The sequence below is a fragment of the Pseudomonas sp. KT_2_4 genome (assembly GCF_041410225.1).
Lineage (GTDB): Bacteria > Pseudomonadota > Gammaproteobacteria > Pseudomonadales > Pseudomonadaceae > Aquipseudomonas > Aquipseudomonas paracarnis.
In genome coordinates this window covers 3,289,683-3,309,715 of the sequence record NZ_CP166962.1, presented here as the reverse complement: position 1 = coordinate 3,309,715, position 20,033 = coordinate 3,289,683, and the positions used below count along the sequence as shown (strand labels likewise).

19 protein-coding genes are annotated in these 20,033 nt (G+C 60.7%); 13 read left to right on the top strand and 6 right to left on the bottom strand.

The features are described from left to right. Window positions 1–140: 140 nt before the first annotated feature. The 3 genes from AB9N64_RS15375 to AB9N64_RS15365 form a co-directional block, all read right to left on the bottom strand. Entirely contained in the window at window positions 141–674 is a 534-nt protein-coding gene (locus AB9N64_RS15375; RefSeq protein ID WP_020302143.1) for a hypothetical protein, read from the bottom strand. 131 nt (window positions 675–805) lie between these two features. Beyond that, window positions 806–1,006, bottom strand: a complete 201-nt coding sequence (locus AB9N64_RS15370) for a hypothetical protein (protein WP_014720236.1) — start codon at window positions 1,004–1,006, stop codon at window positions 806–808. 193 nt (window positions 1,007–1,199) lie between these two features. Further along, on the bottom strand, window positions 1,200–2,240 hold the full coding sequence (locus tag AB9N64_RS15365; RefSeq protein WP_014720235.1) for a low specificity L-threonine aldolase: 1,041 nt from the start codon (window positions 2,238–2,240) through the stop codon (window positions 1,200–1,202). Window positions 2,241–2,330: 90 nt separating this feature from the next. On the opposite strand from AB9N64_RS15365, the gene AB9N64_RS15360 reads away from it, so the two are divergent. The 8 genes from AB9N64_RS15360 (at window position 2,331) to fdhA (ending at window position 12,174) form a co-directional block, all read left to right on the top strand. Further along, window positions 2,331–3,059: a TraX family protein gene (locus AB9N64_RS15360; RefSeq protein WP_014720234.1), complete on the top strand. Its 729-nt coding sequence runs from the start codon at window positions 2,331–2,333 to the stop codon at window positions 3,057–3,059. Between the two features lie 236 nt (window positions 3,060–3,295). Further along, window positions 3,296–4,549 carry a serine hydroxymethyltransferase gene (gene glyA / locus AB9N64_RS15355; RefSeq protein WP_017738444.1) on the top strand — a complete coding sequence of 418 codons (1,254 nt, stop codon included), beginning with the start codon at window positions 3,296–3,298 and terminating at the stop codon, window positions 4,547–4,549. A 22-nt stretch (window positions 4,550–4,571) separates the two neighbouring features. Further along, a complete protein-coding gene (locus AB9N64_RS15350) occupies window positions 4,572–5,822 on the top strand; it encodes a sarcosine oxidase subunit beta (RefSeq protein WP_003176546.1) in 1,251 nt (416 codons plus the stop codon). A gap of 15 nt (window positions 5,823–5,837) precedes the next feature. Further along, the gene (locus AB9N64_RS15345) at window positions 5,838–6,140 is read left to right on the top strand and encodes a sarcosine oxidase subunit delta (RefSeq protein ID WP_003194855.1); all 303 of its coding nucleotides are present in this window, start codon (window positions 5,838–5,840) and stop codon (window positions 6,138–6,140) included. Continuing rightward, complete coding sequence (locus tag AB9N64_RS15340) at window positions 6,137–9,154, top strand: sarcosine oxidase subunit alpha (protein ID WP_019817431.1); 3,018 nt, start codon at window positions 6,137–6,139, stop codon at window positions 9,152–9,154. The genes AB9N64_RS15345 and AB9N64_RS15340 overlap by 4 nt, the downstream gene beginning before the upstream one ends. Window positions 9,155–9,290: 136 nt before the next feature. After that, window positions 9,291–9,923, top strand: coding sequence for a sarcosine oxidase subunit gamma (locus AB9N64_RS15335; protein WP_003194852.1), 633 nt, complete (start codon window positions 9,291–9,293; stop codon window positions 9,921–9,923). 10 nt (window positions 9,924–9,933) lie between these two features. Next, window positions 9,934–10,791, top strand: a complete 858-nt coding sequence (purU, locus tag AB9N64_RS15330) for a formyltetrahydrofolate deformylase (protein ID WP_014720231.1) — start codon at window positions 9,934–9,936, stop codon at window positions 10,789–10,791. Between the two features lie 183 nt (window positions 10,792–10,974). Next, complete coding sequence (gene fdhA / locus AB9N64_RS15325) at window positions 10,975–12,174, top strand: formaldehyde dehydrogenase, glutathione-independent (protein WP_014720230.1); 1,200 nt, start codon at window positions 10,975–10,977, stop codon at window positions 12,172–12,174. 191 nt (window positions 12,175–12,365) lie between these two features. Here fdhA and AB9N64_RS15320 read toward each other — a convergent pair whose 3' ends face one another. Further along, on the bottom strand, window positions 12,366–12,824 hold the full coding sequence (locus AB9N64_RS15320; protein ID WP_019817428.1) for an anti-sigma factor domain-containing protein: 459 nt from the start codon (window positions 12,822–12,824) through the stop codon (window positions 12,366–12,368). Between the two features lie 136 nt (window positions 12,825–12,960). Here AB9N64_RS15320 and AB9N64_RS15315 point away from each other — a divergent pair, with 136 nt between their 5' ends. Further along, window positions 12,961–13,533 (top strand): DUF2780 domain-containing protein, encoded by a 573-nt coding sequence (locus tag AB9N64_RS15315; protein WP_020302147.1) that lies wholly within the window; start codon window positions 12,961–12,963, stop codon window positions 13,531–13,533. A gap of 484 nt (window positions 13,534–14,017) precedes the next feature. Here AB9N64_RS15315 and AB9N64_RS15310 read toward each other — a convergent pair whose 3' ends face one another. After that, entirely contained in the window at window positions 14,018–14,914 is an 897-nt protein-coding gene (locus AB9N64_RS15310; RefSeq protein WP_020302148.1) for an acyltransferase, read from the bottom strand. Between the two features lie 171 nt (window positions 14,915–15,085). On the opposite strand from AB9N64_RS15310, the gene AB9N64_RS15305 reads away from it, so the two are divergent. From AB9N64_RS15305 to creD, 4 genes are read left to right on the top strand one after another with little or no spacing between them, the layout of a single operon-like run. Then, a complete protein-coding gene (locus AB9N64_RS15305; protein WP_014720226.1) occupies window positions 15,086–15,586 on the top strand; it encodes an ATP-dependent zinc protease in 501 nt (166 codons plus the stop codon). Between the two features lie 8 nt (window positions 15,587–15,594). Further along, window positions 15,595–16,263 carry a two-component system response regulator CreB gene (gene creB, locus AB9N64_RS15300; protein WP_019817425.1) on the top strand — a complete coding sequence of 223 codons (669 nt, stop codon included), beginning with the start codon at window positions 15,595–15,597 and terminating at the stop codon, window positions 16,261–16,263. After that, window positions 16,263–17,702: a two-component system sensor histidine kinase CreC gene (gene creC, locus AB9N64_RS15295; RefSeq protein ID WP_019817424.1), complete on the top strand. Its 1,440-nt coding sequence runs from the start codon at window positions 16,263–16,265 to the stop codon at window positions 17,700–17,702. Before creB ends, creC begins: the two co-directional genes overlap by 1 nt. Before the next feature lie 51 nt (window positions 17,703–17,753). Then, on the top strand, window positions 17,754–19,103 hold the full coding sequence (gene creD / locus AB9N64_RS15290) for a cell envelope integrity protein CreD (protein WP_032902314.1): 1,350 nt from the start codon (window positions 17,754–17,756) through the stop codon (window positions 19,101–19,103). A 207-nt stretch (window positions 19,104–19,310) separates the two neighbouring features. On the opposite strand, the gene AB9N64_RS15285 is transcribed toward creD, so the two are convergent. Then, complete coding sequence (locus AB9N64_RS15285; protein WP_020302151.1) at window positions 19,311–19,940, bottom strand: glutathione S-transferase; 630 nt, start codon at window positions 19,938–19,940, stop codon at window positions 19,311–19,313. Between the last annotated feature and the right edge of the window lie 93 nt (window positions 19,941–20,033).

The window sequence follows — 20,033 nt, the reverse complement described above, 5'->3', positions numbered from 1 at the left end:
GAGCGTCACGGGCTGCATTCCCACGCGGAGCGCGGGAGCGATCTTCCCGGCAGCAGGCACATGCTCGTTCCCACGCTCTGCGTGGTAACGCCACCTGGGACGCTCCGCGTCCCGTCGTAAGGGAAGGGGCACGCGGATCTTCAGAGCCAAGGTTGGATGTCGATCAGGCCTGGCATACCTGCATAGTTGCGCGCGCTGGAGTAACGCCAGTGTTCAGCCAGGTCCACATAGCCCCGCTTTATGGGGTTGTGATGGATGTAATCAAGCTTCTGGCGCATGACTGCCTCGCTGTAAACCAACTCCGCATGTGAACCTTCCTGCCACAGTTGATAAACACGATCTGTCTTGTGTGCACGCTTGCAGAAACGCAGGCGCTGCAATACCCGCTCCGCGCCTTTGCTTTGCAGGTCGTCAATGATGGTTCGGGCGGTGAAGGATTTGAATTGGCTGACGCACTTTCCCAGATCTGGCGCTTGAGCAATAAAGTGCAAGTGATTTTCCAGGATGACGTAACCAAACAAGTTTAAAGCGTGGTTGCTTTGTTGATATCGCCAGCAATCCAGAAGATGGTCCACCAGGTAGTTGCAGGTGAAGAGGGGGAGCCATTCCATGACAGTGCAGGTGAGGAAGTGGGGTTTTTCGGGTTCGGTGATGACATAGCGGCTTCTGCCCACGTGTTCATCCTTGATTTCGGGTGGACGCGGAGCGTCCGAGGAGGCATTCCCACGCGGAGCGCGGGAACGATCATGATTCAGCGTCGCGTCGCAGGCCATGAATCTGCGACGCGGCGCTTAGGCGTTAACAGTTATTGGGCATAGATATGAACAACGAAGTGCTGGCCTGAGTTTGTCAATTCGTAGGCTTTGTCGTAGATGGTCAACGTCCTTGAGGGCTCCTGAATGGTGTCCCCGATCTTGGCGTGTTTCCTGAACTCGTCCCAGTCTATGACCGTGGTGCTAGTGCCGCCGCCGCTTTGCAGTGTGTTGCCATTACTTTGATATTCCATGATAAAACTCTCCATTGATGTGCCTTTGCGGCCGATTATTCGGCTGGCGATGAAACCCGAAAGGCGGCAGTTATCGCTGCGTTTTCCTTGCGGGTAACAAGAGGCTAGACAATGAAAGCGAGCTACGTAGCGGTCGGAAATATCAAAAAACAGTCTCGGCAATCGGCCAGTACCAACTGGCCGAATTCGTACGTTAAGCGTTCATTACTTCCCGAATATCGGCAGCCAATTCCCTCACACGCTCTTCCTCGGTATCCCACGCACACATGAAGCGCGCACCGCCTTTGCCGATGAAGGTGTAGAAGCGCCAGCCCTTGGCGGTCAGCGCTGCAATCGCGGGTTCCGAGAGTTGCAGGAACACGCCGTTGGCCTGTACCGGGAACATCAATTCCACGCCGGGGATATCCGACACCAGGCTGCTGAGCAATTGCGCGCAATGGTTGGCGTGGCGTGCATGCTTGAGCCACGCGTCATTTTCCAGCAGGCCCACCCATGGCGCAGAAAGGAAGCGCATTTTCGACGCCAACTGACCGGCCTGTTTGCAGCGGTAGTCAAAGTCTTCAGCCAGTTTGTGATTGAAGAACAGGATGGCTTCACCTACCGCCATGCCGTTTTTGGTACCACCAAAGCACAGCACGTCGACGCCGGCTTTCCAGGTCAGGTCGGCCGGTGAGCAGCCCAGGAATGCACAAGCATTGGCGAAGCGTGCGCCGTCCATGTGCAGGTTCAGTCCCAGTTCCTTGCAGGTGGCGCTGATGGCGCGGATTTCTTCCGGGGTGTACACGCTGCCGACTTCGGTGGCCTGGGTCAGGGTCACGACGCGCGGCTTGGGATAATGGATATCCTGGCGCTTGAGGGCGATTTCGCGGATCGACTCCGGGGTCAGCTTGCCGTTCTCGGTACGGGCAACCAGCAGTTTGGAGCCGTTGGAGAAAAACTCCGGCGCGCCGCATTCGTCGGTTTCGACGTGGGCGGTTTCCGAGCAAATCACGCTATGGTAGCTCTGGCACAACGAGGACAGCGCCAGGGAGTTGGCAGCCGTACCGTTGAAGGCGAAGAACACCTCGCAGTCGGTCTCGAACAGATTGCGGAAACCGTCGGCGGCGCGGTGGGTCCATTCATCATCGCCGTAGGCGCGTTGATGGCCCTGGTTGGCTTGTTCCATGGCGGCCCAGGCTTCCGGGCAGATGCCGGAATAGTTGTCGCTGGCAAATTGTTGGCTCTTGTCGGTCATGGCCCGTTCCTGTGGTCGATGTTGGTGCGCACTTTACCCAAGATTGCCGGGGGCACGCACGCACTGTAAATGCAAAGTCGTTGGGGAATTATGCACGGTACTCACACCTTGCCTGTCGGACCTGTCCGAGATGGCGCTTTGGATCTGCTCAAGTGGCTGGCGCTGTTGAGTATGGTGCTCGATCACCTGCGCTATGTGGGGCTGAGCCTGGATGGGCTATACGTGCCGGGGCGTCTGGCGTTTCCATGGTTTTGCCTGGCGATTGCGGCCAATGTGCATCGTGTCCGTTACGTCCCAGTGACCGGCCATTGGCGCTACCTGGGTTGGTTGCTGTTGTTCAGCGTGATCAGCGAAGTGCCGTATCGGCTATTTATCGAGGACGCCGATACGTTGAATGTGCTGCCGACTTTGGTGTTAGGTTTGCTGGTTGCCCGAGGTTGGCAGCAAAAGGCGCTTTTTGATCGAGGATTAGCGCTGTTAGCGCTCAGTATCGCGGGGGCGTTTGCGACACATTTGATGTTCGGTTTTTTCGGTGTGTTGCTGCCTGTGGCGATGTTGCTGGTGTTCAGTCGCCCTTGGTATTTCAGTGTGCTTCCAGGCTTGGTTTGTGTTGCCGCCAACCAATGGCAGATTTTGCTGAATAGCGGCACACCGGTAGCGCTGTTGGGGTTGGCAACATGCCTGATTGCGCCATGGGTGGGTTTGGTCTTGTTGAGACATGCCAAAAATGTCTCGCCACCAGCGATGCGGCGTTGGGCCTATGCCTTATATCCACTGCATTTCTTGCTGCTGCTACTCATCCGCCAGATCATCGCCTAACCCCTGTGGGAGCTGGCTTGCCTGCGATGCACACACCTTGGTCTGCCAGTTGCACCGCAGCGATGCCATCGCAGGCAAGCCAGCTCCCACACAAGCGTTTGCACATTCTTCAGTCCATGTCGTAAACGCACCTTTGCGTGGCGTGCGCAGGCATTTGGCCCGCACGCGCCAGCCCTACCATCGCATCAAAGGGCCCTGCGAGGGCCTCAACAATACGAAAGGCTGGGAGAGACGCGATGTTCAGCAAACAAGACCAGATCCAGGGATATGACGACGCACTGCTGGCGGCGATGAATGCCGAGGAGCAGCGCCAGGAAGATCATATCGAGCTGATCGCGTCGGAGAACTACACCAGCAAGCGCGTGATGGAAGCTCAAGGCAGTGGCCTTACCAACAAATACGCCGAAGGCTACCCGGGCAAGCGCTACTACGGCGGCTGCGAACATGTGGACAAGGTCGAAGCCCTGGCCATCGAACGCGCCAAGCAGCTGTTCGGCGCCGATTACGCCAACGTGCAACCGCACTCCGGTTCCTCCGCCAACAGCGCCGTGTACCTGGCGCTGATCAATGCCGGCGACACCATCCTGGGCATGAGCCTGGCCCACGGCGGTCACCTGACCCACGGCGCCAAAGTGTCGTCCTCGGGCAAGCTGTACAACGCGGTGCAATACGGCATCAATACCGACACGGGCCTGATCGACTACGACGAAGTCGAGCGCCTGGCGGTCGAACACAAGCCGAAGATGGTCGTGGCAGGGTTTTCGGCCTACTCCAAGACCCTGGATTTCCCACGCTTCCGTCAGATCGCCGACAAGGTTGGCGCGCTGCTGTTCGTCGACATGGCCCACGTCGCCGGCCTGGTTGCCGCTGGCCTGTACCCGAACCCGCTGCCTTACGCCGACGTGGTCACCACCACCACCCACAAAACCCTGCGCGGTCCACGGGGCGGCCTGATCCTGGCCAAGGCCAACGAAGAAATCGAAAAGAAACTCAACGCTGCGGTATTCCCCGGCGCCCAGGGCGGCCCGCTGATGCACGTGATCGCCGGCAAGGCCGTGTGCTTCAAGGAAGCGCTCGAGCCCGGCTTCAAGGCGTACCAGCAGCAAGTGATCGATAACGCTCAGGCCATGGCCGAAGTGTTCATCAAGCGTGGCTACGATGTGGTCTCCGGCGGCACCGACAACCACCTGTTCCTGGTCAGCCTGATCCGCCAAGGCCTCACCGGCAAAGAGGCGGATGCCGCTCTGGGTCGCGCCCACATCACCGTCAACAAAAATGCGGTGCCCAATGACCCGCAGTCGCCGTTCGTGACCTCGGGCCTGCGCATCGGCACCCCGGCGGTGACCACCCGTGGCTTCAAAGTGCCGCAATGCATCGAGCTGGCCGGCTGGATCTGCGACATCCTCGACAACCTCGGCGACGCCGATGTCGAGGCCAACGTGGCCAAGCACGTGTCTGCCCTGTGCGCTGATTTCCCGGTTTATCGCTGAGCGCGGTTTTGGAGTAATGACTATGCAACGCTACTCAGGCTTCGGCCTCTTCAAGCACTCCCTCAGCCATCACGAAAACTGGCAGAAGATGTGGCGCACGCCGACCCCGAAAAAGGTCTACGACGTAGTGATCGTCGGCGGCGGCGGGCATGGTCTGGCGACCGCCTACTACCTGGCCAAGGAACACGGCATCACCAACGTGGCGGTGGTCGAGAAAGGCTGGCTGGGCGGCGGTAACACCGCGCGCAACACCACCATCGTGCGTTCCAACTACCTGTGGGACGAGTCGGCTCACTTGTACGAACATGCAATGAAACTCTGGGAAGGTTTGTCCCAGGACCTGAACTACAACGTGATGTTCTCCCAGCGTGGCGTGTACAACCTGTGCCACACCCTGCAGGACATCCGTGATTCCGAGCGCCGCGTGAGTGCCAACCGCCTCAACGGTGTGGACGGCGAGCTGCTGAATGCCCAGCAAGTGGCCGACGAGATTCCGTACCTGGATTGCTCGAAGAACACCCGCTACCCGGTGCTCGGCGCCACCGTGCAACGTCGCGGCGGCGTGGCCCGTCACGATGCCGTGGCCTGGGGCTTTGCCCGTGCTGCCGATGCCTTGGGCGTGGACCTGATCCAGCAGACCGAAGTGATCGGGTTCCGCAAGGAAAACGGCGTGTGCATCGGCGTGGAAACCAACAAGGGCTTTATCGGCGCCAAGCGTGTCGGTGTGGTGACTGCCGGTAATTCCGGGCACATGGCTTCGCTGGCGGGCTTCCGCCTGCCGATCGAATCCCACCCGCTGCAAGCCCTGGTGTCGGAGCCGATCAAGCCGATTATCGACAGCGTGATCATGTCCAACGCCGTGCACGGTTACATCAGCCAATCCGACAAGGGCGACCTGGTGATCGGCGCCGGTATCGACGGCTACAACGGTTACGGCCAGCGCGGTTCGTACCCGGTGATCGAGCACACCATCCAGGCCATCGTCGAGATGTTCCCGGTGCTGTCACGGGTGCGCATGAACCGCCAGTGGGGCGGCATCGTCGACACCACGCCGGATGCCTGCCCGATCATCTCCAAGACCCCGGTACCGAACATGTTCTTCAACTGCGGTTGGGGTACAGGCGGCTTCAAGGCCACCCCAGGCTCAGGCAACGTGTTTGCCGCCAGCCTGGCCAAGGGTGAAATGCACCCACTGGCCGCACCTTTTTCCATCGACCGTTTCCACAACGGTGCGTTGATCGACGAACACGGCGCTGCGGCCGTCGCCCACTAACAGGAGAAATTCCCTATGTTGCATATCTTCTGTCCTCACTGTGGCGAACTGCGCTCCGAAGAGGAATTCCACGCGTCCGGCCAAGCGCATATCCCGCGCCCGCTGGACCCGAATGCCTGCACCGACGAGCAGTGGGGCGACTACATGTTCTTCCGCGATAACCCGCGTGGGCTGCACCACGAACTGTGGATCCATGCCGCCGGTTGCCGCCAGTATTTCAACGCCACCCGCGACACTGTGACCTACGAAATTCTTGAAACCTACAAGATCGGTGAGAAGCCTCAGTTCACCGCCAAGGCCTCTGGAGAGAAGGTATGAGCCAGATCAATCGCCTGTCCAACGGTGGCCGCATCGACCGTAATAAAGTCCTGACGTTTACGTTCAACGGTCAGAGCTACAAGGGCTTTGAAGGCGACACCCTGGCCGCAGCCCTGCTGGCCAACGGTGTCGACATCATTGGCCGCAGCTTCAAATATTCGCGCCCACGGGGCATCTTTGCCGCGGGCGCCGAAGAGCCGAACGCGGTGCTGCAGATCGGCGCCACCGAAGCCACGCAGATCCCCAACGTGCGCGCCACCCAACAGGCGCTGTACCAGGGCTTGGTTGCTACCAGCACCAACGGCTGGCCGAGCGTGAACAACGACATGATGGGGATTCTCGGCAAGGTCGGCGGCAAGCTGATGCCGCCGGGTTTCTACTACAAAACCTTCATGTACCCGCAATCGTTCTGGATGACCTACGAGAAGTACATCCGCAAGGCGGCGGGCCTTGGTCGCTCGCCTACCGAGAACGACCCGGACACCTACGACAACTTCAACCGTCATTGCGACGTGCTGGTCGTGGGCGCAGGCCCTGCGGGCCTTGCGGCTGCGCTGGCCGCTGCGCGCAGCGGTGCTCGGGTGATCATCGCCGACGAGCAGGAAGAGTTCGGTGGTTCGCTGCTCGATTCCCGCGAAAGCCTCGACGGCAAGCCCGCCACTGAATGGGTTGCCGGCGTCATTGCCGAATTGAAAGCCCTGCCGGACGTGGTGCTGCTGCCCCGCGCCACCGTCAACGGTTACCACGACCACAACTTTCTGACCATTCACGAGCGTCTCACCGACCACCTGGGGGACCGTGCGCCGATTGGCGTGGTGCGTCAGCGTATCCACCGTGTGCGTGCCAAGCGTGTGGTGCTGGCCACCGGTGCGTGCGAGCGTCCGCTGGTGTATGGCAACAACGATGTGCCGGGCAATATGCTCGCGGGTGCGGTGTCTACCTACGTGCGTCGCTACGGCGTGGCACCGGGTAAAAAGCTGCTGCTGTCGACCAACAACGATCATGCCTACCGCGTTGCGCTGGATTGGTTCGATGCGGGCCTCACCGTTGTCGCGGTGGCCGATGCGCGCCACAACCCACGCGGGGCACTGGTTGAAGAAGCTCGCGCCAAAGGCATTCGCATCCTCACCGGCAGCGCCGTGATCGAGGCCCGTGGCAGTAAGCACGTGACCGGTGCCCGCGTGGCAGCCATCGACGTCAAGGCGCATAAAGTCACCAGCCCCGGCGAGTGGCTGGACTGCGACCTGGTCGCCAGCTCCGGCGGTTACAGCCCGGTGGTGCACCTGGCCTCGCACCTGGGCGGCAAACCGACCTGGCGTGAAGATATCCTCGGGTTTGTACCCGGTGAAGCACCGCAAAAACGGGTGTGCGTGGGCGGCATCAACGGTGTCTACGGCCTTGGCGATTCCCTCGCCGATGGCTTTGAAGGCGGCGTGCGTGCAGCCAGCGAAGCCGGTTTTGCCCCGGTTGAAGGCACGCTGCCAAAAGCCTTGAGCCGTCTGGAAGAACCGACCCTGGCGCTGTTCCAGGTGCCCCACGAAAAAGCCACTGCACGGGCGCCGAAGCAATTTGTCGACCTTCAGAATGACGTCACCGCGGCCGCCATCGAACTCGCGACCCGCGAAGGTTTCGAGTCGGTGGAACACGTCAAACGCTACACCGCGCTGGGCTTCGGCACCGACCAGGGCAAGCTGGGTAACGTCAACGGCCTGGCCATCGCGGCCCGTTCGTTGAACGTGACTATCCCGCAGATGGGCACCACCATGTTCCGTCCCAACTACACGCCGGTGACGTTCGGCGCCGTAGCGGGCCGTCACTGTGGGCATATCTTCGAGCCGGTACGCTACACCGCCCTGCAGGCCTGGCACGTGAAGAACGGCGCCGAGTTTGAGGACGTCGGCCAGTGGAAACGCCCATGGTATTTCCCACGCAACGGTGAAGACCTGCACGCCGCGGTGAAGCGCGAATGCCTGGCGGTGCGTGACAGCGTCGGCCTGCTGGACGCGTCCACCCTCGGCAAGATTGACATTCAGGGCCCGGATGCCCGCGAGTTCCTCAACCGTATCTACACCAACGCCTGGACCAAGCTCGACGTGGGCAAGGCGCGCTACGGCCTGATGTGCAAGGAAGACGGCATGGTCTTCGACGACGGCGTCACTGCCTGTCTGGCCGACAACCACTTCCTGATGACCACCACCACCGGCGGCGCCGCCCGCGTGCTGCAGTGGCTGGAAATCTACCAGCAGACCGAATGGCCGGACCTCAAGGTGTACTTCACCTCGGTCACCGACCATTGGGCAACCATGACCCTGTCGGGCCCCAACAGCCGCAAGCTGCTCAGTGAAGTCACCGACATCGACCTGGACAAGGACGGCTTCCCGTTCATGACCTGGAAGGAAGGCCTTGTGGGTGGCGTGCCGGCACGGGTGTTCCGTATCTCGTTTACCGGTGAGTTGTCGTATGAGGTCAACGTGCAGGCCGACTACGCCATGGGCGTGCTGGAAAAAATCGTCGAGGCCGGCAAACAGTACAACCTGACCCCGTACGGCACCGAGACCATGCACGTACTGCGCGCCGAGAAGGGCTTCATCATCGTCGGGCAAGACACCGACGGCTCGATGACCCCGGACGACCTGAACATGGGCTGGTGCGTTGGCCGGACCAAGCCGTTCTCGTGGATCGGCTGGCGCGGGATGAACCGTGAAGACTGCGTGCGTGAAGAGCGCAAGCAGTTGGTGGGGCTCAAGCCGATCGACCCGAACGTGTGGCTGCCGGAAGGCGCGCAGTTGGTGTTCGATCCGAAGCAGACGATTCCGATGAAGATGGTGGGTCACGTTACCTCAAGTTATGCGCATAACTCCCTGGGCTATTCGTTTGCCATGGGTGTGGTGAAGGGCGGCTTGAAGCGCATCGGTGAGCGGGTGTTCTCGCCGCAAGCGGATGGCAGCGTGATCGAGGCCGAGATTGTGTCTTCGGTGTTCTTTGACCCCAAAGGTGATCGGCAGAACGTCTGACACCTGATCGTTCCCACGCTCTGCGTGGGAATGCATTCCGGGGCGCTCTGCGCCCCAAGGGCGGACGCAGAGCGTCCATGGCGGCATTCCCACGCAGAGCGTGGGAACGATCAACAGAATTCAGAACAGGTGCTTTATGACAGCAGCCAATGTTTACCAACAACGCCCCACCACCGGCGCCAAGGCCGAGTCGTCGCTGCACCATGCCGATCTCGCCAGCCTGGTCGGCAAGGGCCGCAAGAATGCCGGCGTGACCGTGCGTGAAAAGAAACTCCTCGGCCACCTGACTATCCGTGGCGATGGCCACGACGCCGCCTTCGCCGCTGGCGTACACAAGGCCGTCGGCATTGAACTGCCCGGCCCGCTGAGTGTGGTCTTCAAAGGTGAAACCAGCCTTCAGTGGCTCGGCCCGGACGAGTGGCTGTTGATCGTGCCGAGCGGTGAAGAATTCGCCGCCGAACAGAACCTGCGTGCCGCCCTGGGCGACCTGCATATCCAGATCGTCAACGTCAGCGGCGGCCAGCAGATTCTTGAACTGAGCGGCCCTAACGTGCGCGATGTGCTGATGAAGTCCACCAGCTACGACGTACACCCCAACAACTTTCCGGTTGGCAAAGCCGTGGGTACGGTGTTCGCCAAGTCGCAACTGGTGATCCGTCATACGGCTGAAGACACCTGGGAACTGCTGATCCGCCGCAGCTTCTCGGATTACTGGTGGTTGTGGTTGCAGGATGCCTCGGCCGAATTCGGTTTGAGCGTTCAAGCCTGAGGAATCGCCCATGAGCCGCGCACCCGATACATGGATTTTGACCGCCGACTGCCCCAGCGTGCTCGGCACGGTGGACGCGGTCACCCGCTACCTGTTCGAGCAGGGCTGCTACGTCACCGAGCACCATTCGTTCGATGACCGCCTTTCTGGCCGGTTTTTCATTCGTGTGGAGTTCCGCCAGCCCGACGGTTTCGACGAGCAAGCCTTTCGCGCAGGTCTGGCGACCCGTGGTGAAGCGTTTGGCATGATCTTCGAACTGACGGCGCCGAACTACCGGCCCAAAGTGGTGATCATGGTCTCCAAGGCCGATCACTGCCTGAACGACCTGCTGTACCGCCAGCGCATCGGCCAATTGTCGATGGACGTGGTCGCGGTGGTGTCCAACCACCCTGATCTCAAACCGTTGGCCGACTGGCATCAGATTCCCTACTACCATTTCCCACTGGACCCCAACGATAAACCGTCCCAGGAACGTCAGGTGTGGCAGGTGATTGAAGACACCGGCGCCGAATTGGTGATCCTTGCGCGCTACATGCAAGTGCTGTCACCAGAGCTGTGCCGCAAGCTGGACGGCAAGGCCATCAACATTCACCACTCGTTGCTGCCGGGCTTCAAGGGCGCCAAGCCCTATCACCAGGCGTACAACAAGGGCGTGAAATTGGTGGGCGCCACGGCGCATTACATCAACAACGATCTGGATGAAGGGCCGATCATCGCCCAAGGCGTGGAGGTGGTGGATCACAGCCACTATCCCGAAGATTTGATTGCCAAGGGGCGGGATATCGAAGGGCTCACATTGGCGCGGGCGGTGGGGTATCACATCGAGCGGCGGGTGTTCCTGAATGCCAATCGCACCGTCGTTCTCTAGATCGCTGTCGCAGGCAAGCCAGCTCCCACATTCCTGGATGTGTGAACCCGATCCACGGTGGGAGCTGGCTTGCCTGCGATGAGGCCCTTACAAGCAACACAAGAAACAGCATCTGTACCCGAGCACTTAACGCGCTGCCCCAAGGGCAACGCAGTTCCATAAAAACAACAGCGAGGTGAAAGCATGTCTGGTAATCGTGGTGTCGTGTATCTCGGCAACGGCAAGGTCGAAGTACAGAAAATCGACTATCCCAAAATGCAGGACCCGCGCGGCAGGAAGATTGAGCACGGCGTCATCCTGCGCGTGGTCTCCACCAACATCTGCGGCTCCGACCAACACATGGTGCGCGGCCGCACCACGGCCCAGACCGGCCTGGTGCTGGGGCATGAAATCACCGGTGAAGTGATCGAGAAGGGCAGCGACGTAGAGAACCTGAAAATCGGTGACCTGGTCTCCGTGCCGTTCAACGTTGCTTGCGGGCGCTGCCGCTCGTGCAAGGAACAACACACCGGCGTGTGCCTGACCGTCAACCCGGCCCGTGCCGGTGGTGCCTATGGCTACGTCGACATGGGCGACTGGACCGGTGGCCAGGCCGAGTACGTGCTGGTGCCGTACGCCGACTTCAACCTGCTGAAACTGCCGGATCGCGACAAGGCCATGGAGAAAATCCGTGACCTGACCTGCCTCTCCGACATCCTGCCCACCGGCTACCACGGCGCTGTTACTGCCGGCGTCGGCCCAGGCAGCACTGTCTATATCGCCGGTGCCGGCCCGGTGGGTCTGGCGGCTGCCGCCTCCGCTCGCTTGCTGGGTGCAGCGGTGGTGATCATCGGCGACGTCAACTCGATCCGTCTGGCCCACGCCAAGGCCCAGGGTTTTGAAGTGGTCGACCTGTCCACTGACACCCCGCTGCACGAACAGATCGCCGCGTTGCTCGGCGAGCCGGAGGTGGACTGCGCCGTGGACTGCGTGGGCTTTGAAGCACGCGGCCACGGCCACGACGGCGTCAAGGCCGAAGCCCCGGCCACGGTGCTCAACTCGCTGATGGGCGTGGTGCGCGTGGCGGGCAAGATCGGTATCCCAGGTCTGTACGTGACTGAAGATCCAGGTGCGGTCGATGCCGCCGCGAAAATGGGCAGCCTGAGCATCCGCTTTGGTCTGGGCTGGGCCAAATCCCACAGCTTCCATACCGGGCAGACGCCCGTGATGAAGTACAACCGTCAACTGATGCAGGCGATCATGTGGGACCGTATCAACATCGCCGAAATCGTCGGTGTGCAGGTGATCAGCCTGGATGATGCGCCACGCGGGTATGGCGAGTTCGATGCGGGTGTGCCGAAGAAGTTTGTGATTGATCCGCACAAGTTGTTCAGTGCGGCGTAAAGCGTTGGGCAAATGAAAAAGGGCGACCCATGGGTCGCCCTTATTCGTTGCCGGGAGCCAATTTTCAATGCGCTGGTGAGCGAATGTGGGCTTGTCTGCGATAGCGGCTAATCAGTCGACACCTATGTCGCTGACCCACCGCCATCGCGGGCAAGCCCGCTCCCACAGTTTGAAACGAGTGTGCGGCCCGATCAGCGAGTGGCCAATGCACCCTGGTAGACGGTCGGGCCTGTTGGCTGCTTGCTCACCGAACCACCCTTGGTTTCCGAGCTCACCATCAATTCCACCGGCTTGCTGATGGTTTCCTGTTGGCGTGGGTTCAGGCCGATGATGCCTTTGCCATCCTCCGGCAACAGTCCAAGGGACACCGGTGTGCCGTCTTTGGGAATCGCCCAGAGTTCAAGGCTCTGGTCCGGTGCTGGTGCCGTGGAGGCAATCGGTTCTACTTCCAGGTAGTCCTTGTGGGCCATGATCTGTGCGGCCGGCTGTTGGGTCGTGGTCACCAATGTCGCCGCGGATTTGACGCTGTCCTGGGTGTAGAGCGCGCCGCCGATACCGGCAACCACCACCACGCAGGCGCCGATGAACAGGCGAGGGCGGCTCCAGAACGCAGGCTTGTGCTCAATCACTGGGGGTTGGATCGCAGTCATAAGTCTCTTCTCGACAAATTCTATAGTCAGTTCATGGACCCGCTTATCCTCGATGGGTTCCTGAGGGGCTCCGGAACAACCGACGGGTTACCCAGTCCAACGCCTGCTTTTACCCCTATACCCAGAGGTTGTTTCGATGAAGATTTCACGCGGTTTTGCCCTGTCCTGCCTGTTGACCGTGGCCGCTGGCCCGGTGTTCGCAGCAGGTTTCAGCCTTGGCGATGCAGCCAACGCCATTTCCGGCATGCAGGGTGGCAACAACAAGGCCGCTGCCGCCGCGCCTACGTCGGAGACGGCCGACCTGCTGACGGCCTTGACCTCGCAACTGAACATCACCCCCGAGCAAGCGGTGGGCGGCACGGGCGCCATGCTGGGCCTGGCCAAGAACAAACTCAGCGGCAACGACTTCTCGCAGTTGAGCAGCACTGTGCCGGGTCTCGACAAGTTGTCAGGTAATAACGCATTGGGCAGCCTCGGTGCCCTGAGCGGGATGCTCGGCCAAACCGGCGGCAGCAAGACCAGCGGCCTGGACGGCCTATTGGGCAATGTGAAAAGCACCAATGACTTGAACACCGCCTTCAGCGCCTTGGGCATGGACAGCGGCATGATCGGCCAGTTTGCCCCGGTAATCCTGAAATACCTCGGCGGCGAGGGCGCCAGCAGCTCCGTATTGGGCAAATTGGCTCAAGCCTGGGGAACCGGTAGCTAGTTACCTGCGCAAAGGTCGTTTTTATAACGAGCAAGACTGAAATGTCATACCGGTAAATATCACAAGGTTGTAGGGAACCGTAAGAAGCAAGACACCACAATAAAGGTACCTTCCAAGGTCTCGTTTACGACGACCTTGGAAGGTTTCATTAATGACCTATGAGTGGTGGCGTTTTGAATATCAACGGGACACAAACTCCAGACATCAAAAACTATTTCAGTCCGCCTCCTCTTTCACGCAGTGGCGCTGATGATCAAGCGTTGCGCTCGCGCCTGGAAGAGATGGGGATTCACTCTGACAGCTACACAGCATCGGCGAGTCGCTTCAAAAAAATGTCGAAGATCTGTCGCCTGGGCTTCGTTCTATTGTGCTGGGTGGAATTGATAATGCTTGGTCAGCGACAGCTCTGTTCAACGGCCTTGCCCGAAAGCACGCTTTCCGCTGTCTATAGTCAGGTTTCGTAGCATCTTGCGGGGCCAGGCGGTCATCGTTGCTCCCCACTGTTTTCCAGCAGTTCGTGAATTCGACGGTCCTTTTCCCTCCAGAGCTGGTTGACCCAGTTCTGGAGGGTCTGGCGAAACGCCGGATCGTTCTCGTAATCCCCTTGCCACAACGCCGGGTCCAGCTCGCGGGTGCGGATATCCACGATCACCTTCGGCACCGCGCCGCTGATCAGGTCCCAGAACCCTGGAATCTTTTGTTGTGGGTAGGCCACGGTCACGTCGAGTACCGCGTCCAGCTGTTCACCCATTGCTGCCAGCACAAACGCCACGCCGCCTGCCTTGGGCTTGAGTAGTCGAGTAAAGGGTGAACTTTGCTGCGCACGCTTGGCCTCGCTGAACCGCGTGCCTTCCAGGTAATTGACCACCGTCACCGGCTGACGCTTGAACAGCTCGCAGGCCTCTTTGGTGATTTTCAGATCCTGCCCCGCCAGCTCCGGGTGCTTGGCCAGGAATGCCTTGGTGTAGCGCTTCATGAAGGGGTAATCCAGCGCCCACCAGGCCAGGCCGAGGAAGGGCACCCAGATCAGTTCTTTTTTCAGGAAGAACTTGAAGAACGGCGTGCGCCGGTTCAGCGCCTGGATCAGCGCCGGGATATCCACCCAGGATTGATGGTTGCTGATGACGAGGTAGGAGGTGTCCCTGCGCAGGTCCTCACCGCCGCGAATATCCCATTGGGTTGGAATGCACAGCGAGAAGATCAGCTTGTCGATCTCGGCCCAGGTCTCGGCGATCCACATCACCGCCCAGGACGCATAGTCACGCGAGCGGCCCGGCGCCACCAGCTTGAGCAAGGCGAAGACCATCAAGGGGCCGATCAGGATCAGCGTGTTGAGTAACAGCAGCAGTGTAACCAGACAGCCGGTGAGCAGGCGGCGCATAAGCAACTCTTGGAATTCTGTGGGCGGGCCATGATAAGCAAGGTGAGTCTAGAGGCCAAATCGCAAAATGCCGCACGAATGTTTCACACTGTGCGCGATATGCTCGCTCAGCCAACTAAGTGCCGTGTTTGCGGTCTAGACTCCGCCCACTTCTTTCGAGGAAATCCTGCCGTGAAATTGCTCCTTGCCGCGTTCGCCCTGGTTGCTGTGCCTGTCATGGCCGCCGAACCGACCCTCTACGGTCGCTACGAATACATCCAGTTGCCGGAGATCGGCCAGACGTTCAAGGCCAAGATGGACACCGGCGCGCTGACCGCCTCGCTGTCGGCGCGCGACATCGAAACCTTTCAGCGCGACGGCGATGACTGGGTGCGCTTCCGCCTCGGCGGTGAAGACGCGGGTAACAAGGTCTATGAGCACAAGGTGTCGCGCATCAGCAAGATCAAGAGCCGCGCCGACGAAGACGATGACAAGGACGAAGCCAGCGTGGCCAAGCGCCCGGTGATCGATCTGGAGATGTGCCTGGGCGACGTCAAGCGCACCGTCGAGGTCAACCTCACCGACCGCAGCAGCTTCAACTACCCGCTGCTGATCGGCGCCAAGGCCCTGCGTGAATTTGGCGCTGCGGTAAACCCGGCACGTCGCTACACTGCCGACAAACCGGACTGCTGATCGAACCCATGCCGCACATCCTGATTGTCGAAGACGAAGCGGCGATAGCCGACACGCTGATCTTTGCCCTGCAAGGCGAGGGCTTCACCACCACCTGGCTGACGCTCGGCCAGGCGGCGCTGGAGCATCAGCGCCAGACCCCGGCTGACCTGATCATTCTCGACATCGGCCTGCCGGACATCACCGGCTTTGAAACCTGCAAGCAATTGCGCCGCTTCAGTGAAGTGCCGGTGATGTTCCTCAGTGCGCGGGATGCGGAGATCGACCGGGTGGTGGGGTTGGAGATCGGTGCCGACGATTATGTGGTCAAGCCTTTCAGCCCGCGGGAAGTGGCGGCGCGGGTCAGGGCGATACTCAAGCGGGTCGGCCCGGGTGTGGCGCCAACCCTGTTCCAAGTGGATCTGGAACGCATGCAGATTCTCTATCGTGGCCAACCCTTGAGCCTCACGCGTCATGAGTTCCGCCTGCTGCAAAGTCTGCTGGACCAACCCGAGCGCGTGTTCAGCCGCGAACAACTGCTGGATGCGGTGGGCGTACCCTTTGATGCCGGTTATGAGCGCAATATCGATAGCCATATCAAGAGCCTGCGCAGCAAGCTCAGGAGTGTGGCGGCGGATGCCGAGCCGATCCAGACCCATCGCGGCCTCGGCTACAGCTACAGCCCGAGCCACAGCTGATGCGCCTTGGGCTGCGGATTTTCCTGGTGTATGCGCTGTTTATCGGCCTGACCGGCTACTTCGTGCTCAACACCGTGATGAAGGAAATCCGCCCCGGCGTGCGCCAGTCCACCGAAGAAACATTAGTGGACACCGCCAACCTGCTGGCTGAAATCCTGCGTGCAGACGTTAAAAACGGCACCCTCGGCCAGAGCCATTGGCCCGAATTGCTCAAGGCTTATGGCAGTCGCCAGCCAGGAGCGACGATCTGGGGCCTGCCGAAAAACCAGGTCAACCATCGCATCTACGTGACCGACGCCACAGGCAGGGTATTGCTCGACTCCAGCGGTGAAGCAGTCGGCCAGGACTATTCGAAATGGAACGACGTGTACCTGACCCTGCGCGGCGAATACGGTGCGCGCTCCACCCGCAGCGACGCAGACGACCCCACCTCATCGGTGATGCACGTGGGGGCGCCGATTCGTGACAACGGGCAGATCATCGGCGTGGTCACCGTAGCCAAGCCCAACAGCTCGTTGCAACCCTACGTGGATCGCACCGAGCGGCGCCTGCTGTGGTACGGCGCCGGGCTGGTCACCCTCGGGCTGCTGTTGGGCGCGCTATTGTCGTGGTGGCTGACGGCGGCCCTCAGACGCCTTACCGCCTATGCCGAAGCCGTGAGCGAGGGCCGCCGCGCCGAGTTGCCGCATTATCGCGGCGGCGAGCTCAAGCAGTTATCCAGCGCCGTGGAACACATGCGCACGCAGCTGGAAGGCAAGGCTTACGTAGAGCGCTACGTGCATACGCTGACCCATGAATTGAAGAGCCCGCTGGCGGCGATTCGAGGTGCGGCGGAGCTGTTGCAGGGCGACATGAGCCGTGAGCAGCAGCAGCGGTTTGTCGGCAATATCGACAGCGAAAGTGCGCGCCTGCAACAGCTGATCGAGCGCCTGTTGAACCTGGCCCAGGTGGAACAGCGCCAAGGTCTGGAAGAGCAGTCGAGCATTTCTTTGGCAGCCCTGGTTGAGGATGTGTTGAAGGCTCAATGTGCGCGGGTCGAAGGCGCCGGCTTGCACGTCGAGCAGGCCATCGCCGCCGATGTGCGGGTATTTGGCGAACCTTTCCTGCTGCGCCAGGCCCTGGGCAACCTGCTCGACAACGCTCTGGATTTCACCCCACCCGGCGGCACGCTGAGGTTCAGCGCGCTGGTGCGGCATCACGAGGTGCAGGTCAGCCTGTTCAACCAGGCGCAGGCGATTCCCGACTACGCCTTGCCGCGCCTGAGCGAGCGTTTCTACTCGCTGCCGCGCCCGGCCAGCGGGCGCAAAAGTACGGGCCTGGGGCTCAACTTTGTCGAGGAGGTGATGAAGCTGCACGGCGGCTCGTTGCAGATCGGCAACGTACCGGGCGGCGTGCAAGCGGTACTGCATCTCCACACAGTCTCCACATTGCCCACATAAATTCCCCATACCGACTGGGCAGACTCTCCCCATCAAAACAGGGAGAGACCCATGAACCGCAACCTGCTTTTCAAATTGGGCGCGATTGCGCTGCTGATCCTGCTGTTGCTGATTCCATTGTTGATGATCAACGGCATCATCAGCGACCGTCAGCAACTGCGCGACGGCGTACTGATGGACATTGCCCGCAGCTCAAGCTTTGCCCAGCGCCTCACCGGGCCGGTGATGGTGGTGCCGTTTCGCAAGACGGTGCGCGAGTGGAAGCTCAATGAGAAGCTCAACAAGCGCTACGAAGAAACCCGTGAAGAACGCGGCCGTCTGTATTTCCTGCCGGACCGTTTTGAGCTCGACGGCAAAGTGCAAACCGAACTGCGTGCGCGGGGCATTTACCAGGCGCGGCTGTTCCATGCCGACAACCGTATCAGCGGGCGTTTCGAGTTGCCGGCGCAGTTGGGGATCACCGAAGACTTTGCCGACTACCGCTTTGAACCAGCGTTTCTGGCGGTGGGGATCAGCGATATTCGTGGTATTGAAAACGCGTTGAAGCTGGAACTGGGCGATCAGCGCCTGGAGTTCTCGCCGGGTTCGCAAGTGGACTGGCTGGGTGAGGGCGTACATGTGACGTTGCCTGCGCAAGACGGCAAGAAAGCGGCCGTGCTGGACTTCGCCTTCGACCTGCGCCTGCAAGGCACCGAACAACTGCAAGTGGTGCCCGTGGGCAAGACCAGCCAGGTATCACTGGCGTCCAACTGGCCGCACCCGAGTTTTATCGGCAACTTCCTGCCGGCTCAGCGTGAAGTTACCGACCAAGGCTTCAGCGCCAACTGGCAGACGTCCTTCTTCTCCACCAACCTGGAACAAGCCCTGCAGAACTGCCTGGACGGGCAAGGCTGTGAGGACTTCAGCAACCGCAGCTTTGGTGTGAACTTCATCGACCCGGTAGACCAGTACCTCAAGAGCGACCGGGCGATCAAATACGCGCTGTTGTTTATCGCGCTGACCTTCGCTGGTTTCTTTCTGTTCGAAGTGCTCAAGAGTCTGGCGGTGCACCCGATTCAGTACGCCTTGGTGGGCGTGGCGCTGGCGTTCTTCTATCTGTTGCTGTTGTCGTTGTCCGAGCATCTGGGCTTTGCCCTGGCCTATCTGATATCGGCCAGCGCCTGTGTGGTGTTGATCGGCTTCTACGTGTGCCATGTGCTGCGCAGCGTCGCCCACGGCCTGGGGTTTTCGGCAGGGTTGGCGGCGTTGTATGGCTTGCTGTACGGCTTGCTCAGTGCCGAGGATTACGCACTGTTGATGGGCTCGCTGCTGCTGTTTGGCCTGCTGGGTACGGTGATGGTGCTGACGCGCAAACTGGATTGGTATGGGGTGGGCAAGCGTAAGGTGGGGGAAGTGCAATGATCGGGCTGCGCGAAGATCAGCAGATGAAAGCGAGGATGGTCAACTTCCTCAATCACACCGCCTCTCACTGTAGGAGCGAGCTTGTGGTGGCGAGCAAGCTTGCTTGCGCTGGGGTGCGAAGCGCCCCTGATAAAGCCGGCTCCAGCTGCGCTGTCGAGCGGGAGCAAGCTCCCTCGCCACAACAAGCTCGCTCCTGCAGGGGGCTGGTCAAACCGGGGGTTGGGTCTGCTGCATCGAAGCCCGCTGGCTGACTTCGGCGTACCAGGCGGCGAGCTTGGGAGTGTCCGAGCGCCACTGAATATCCGGGTGGCGAAAGTCGATATAGCCCAGGGCACAGGCCACGCTGATGGCGGCGACGTCGAAGTGGCTGGCCAGTTCGGCAATGGCGTCCCGCTCCAGCTCGGCGAGGGCGCGGCGGATCTTGTTGCGCTGTTCATCCAGCCAGGGAGCCCAGTGTTTTTCTGGCGGGCGCATGGCGGTCTCGTAACGTACCAGCACGGCGGCATCCATGATGCCGTCAGCCATCGAGGCCAGGGTCAGGCGCCGCCAGCGGGCCGAGCCGTCGCGGGGGATCAGCGGGTTGCCGACATGCTGGTGGTCGAGGTAATCGAGAATCACCCGGCTGTCGTGCAATACCGAGCCGTCGGCCAGGCGCAGGGCCGGGATCTTGCCCACGGGGTTGCCTTGCAGCACTTCGGCATCCGGGTTGACCGGAGTGGGCAGGCACGCGTGCAGGGCCACACGATCCTGCTGGCCGGTCTCGATCAGCAGCACGCGCACTTTACGCACGAAGGGCGAAGCGGGGTTGTGGAACAAGGTCATGCTGGGGGCGGACATGGGCATTCCTCGAGGTGAAGTGTGGCTAGCCTAGAGGGTTGTGCGGTGCCTGGCGAGGGGCCGCGTTGTTTTTGCGGGCCTCATCGCAGGCAA

What these genes read in the sequence shown, in the direction of transcription:
- AB9N64_RS15370 (WP_014720236.1), bottom strand. Translation starts at nt 1,006, where the DNA reads ATGGAATATCAAAGTAATGGCAACACACTGCAAAGCGGCGGCGGCACT.
- AB9N64_RS15315 (WP_020302147.1), top strand. Translation starts at nt 12,961, where the DNA reads ATGAAGATTTCACGCGGTTTTGCCCTGTCCTGCCTGTTGACCGTGGCC.
- glyA (WP_017738444.1), top strand. Translation starts at nt 3,296, where the DNA reads ATGTTCAGCAAACAAGACCAGATCCAGGGATATGACGACGCACTGCTG.
- AB9N64_RS15310 (WP_020302148.1), bottom strand. Translation starts at nt 14,914, where the DNA reads ATGCGCCGCCTGCTCACCGGCTGTCTGGTTACACTGCTGCTGTTACTC.
- AB9N64_RS15285 (WP_020302151.1), bottom strand. Translation starts at nt 19,940, where the DNA reads ATGTCCGCCCCCAGCATGACCTTGTTCCACAACCCCGCTTCGCCCTTC.
- purU (WP_014720231.1), top strand. Translation starts at nt 9,934, where the DNA reads ATGAGCCGCGCACCCGATACATGGATTTTGACCGCCGACTGCCCCAGC.
- AB9N64_RS15365 (WP_014720235.1), bottom strand. Translation starts at nt 2,240, where the DNA reads ATGACCGACAAGAGCCAACAATTTGCCAGCGACAACTATTCCGGCATC.
- creD (WP_032902314.1), top strand. Translation starts at nt 17,754, where the DNA reads ATGAACCGCAACCTGCTTTTCAAATTGGGCGCGATTGCGCTGCTGATC.
- AB9N64_RS15350 (WP_003176546.1), top strand. Translation starts at nt 4,572, where the DNA reads ATGCAACGCTACTCAGGCTTCGGCCTCTTCAAGCACTCCCTCAGCCAT.
- fdhA (WP_014720230.1), top strand. Translation starts at nt 10,975, where the DNA reads ATGTCTGGTAATCGTGGTGTCGTGTATCTCGGCAACGGCAAGGTCGAA.
- AB9N64_RS15360 (WP_014720234.1), top strand. Translation starts at nt 2,331, where the DNA reads ATGCACGGTACTCACACCTTGCCTGTCGGACCTGTCCGAGATGGCGCT.
- AB9N64_RS15335 (WP_003194852.1), top strand. Translation starts at nt 9,291, where the DNA reads ATGACAGCAGCCAATGTTTACCAACAACGCCCCACCACCGGCGCCAAG.
- creC (WP_019817424.1), top strand. Translation starts at nt 16,263, where the DNA reads ATGCGCCTTGGGCTGCGGATTTTCCTGGTGTATGCGCTGTTTATCGGC.
- AB9N64_RS15340 (WP_019817431.1), top strand. Translation starts at nt 6,137, where the DNA reads ATGAGCCAGATCAATCGCCTGTCCAACGGTGGCCGCATCGACCGTAAT.
- AB9N64_RS15345 (WP_003194855.1), top strand. Translation starts at nt 5,838, where the DNA reads ATGTTGCATATCTTCTGTCCTCACTGTGGCGAACTGCGCTCCGAAGAG.
- AB9N64_RS15320 (WP_019817428.1), bottom strand. Translation starts at nt 12,824, where the DNA reads ATGACTGCGATCCAACCCCCAGTGATTGAGCACAAGCCTGCGTTCTGG.
- creB (WP_019817425.1), top strand. Translation starts at nt 15,595, where the DNA reads ATGCCGCACATCCTGATTGTCGAAGACGAAGCGGCGATAGCCGACACG.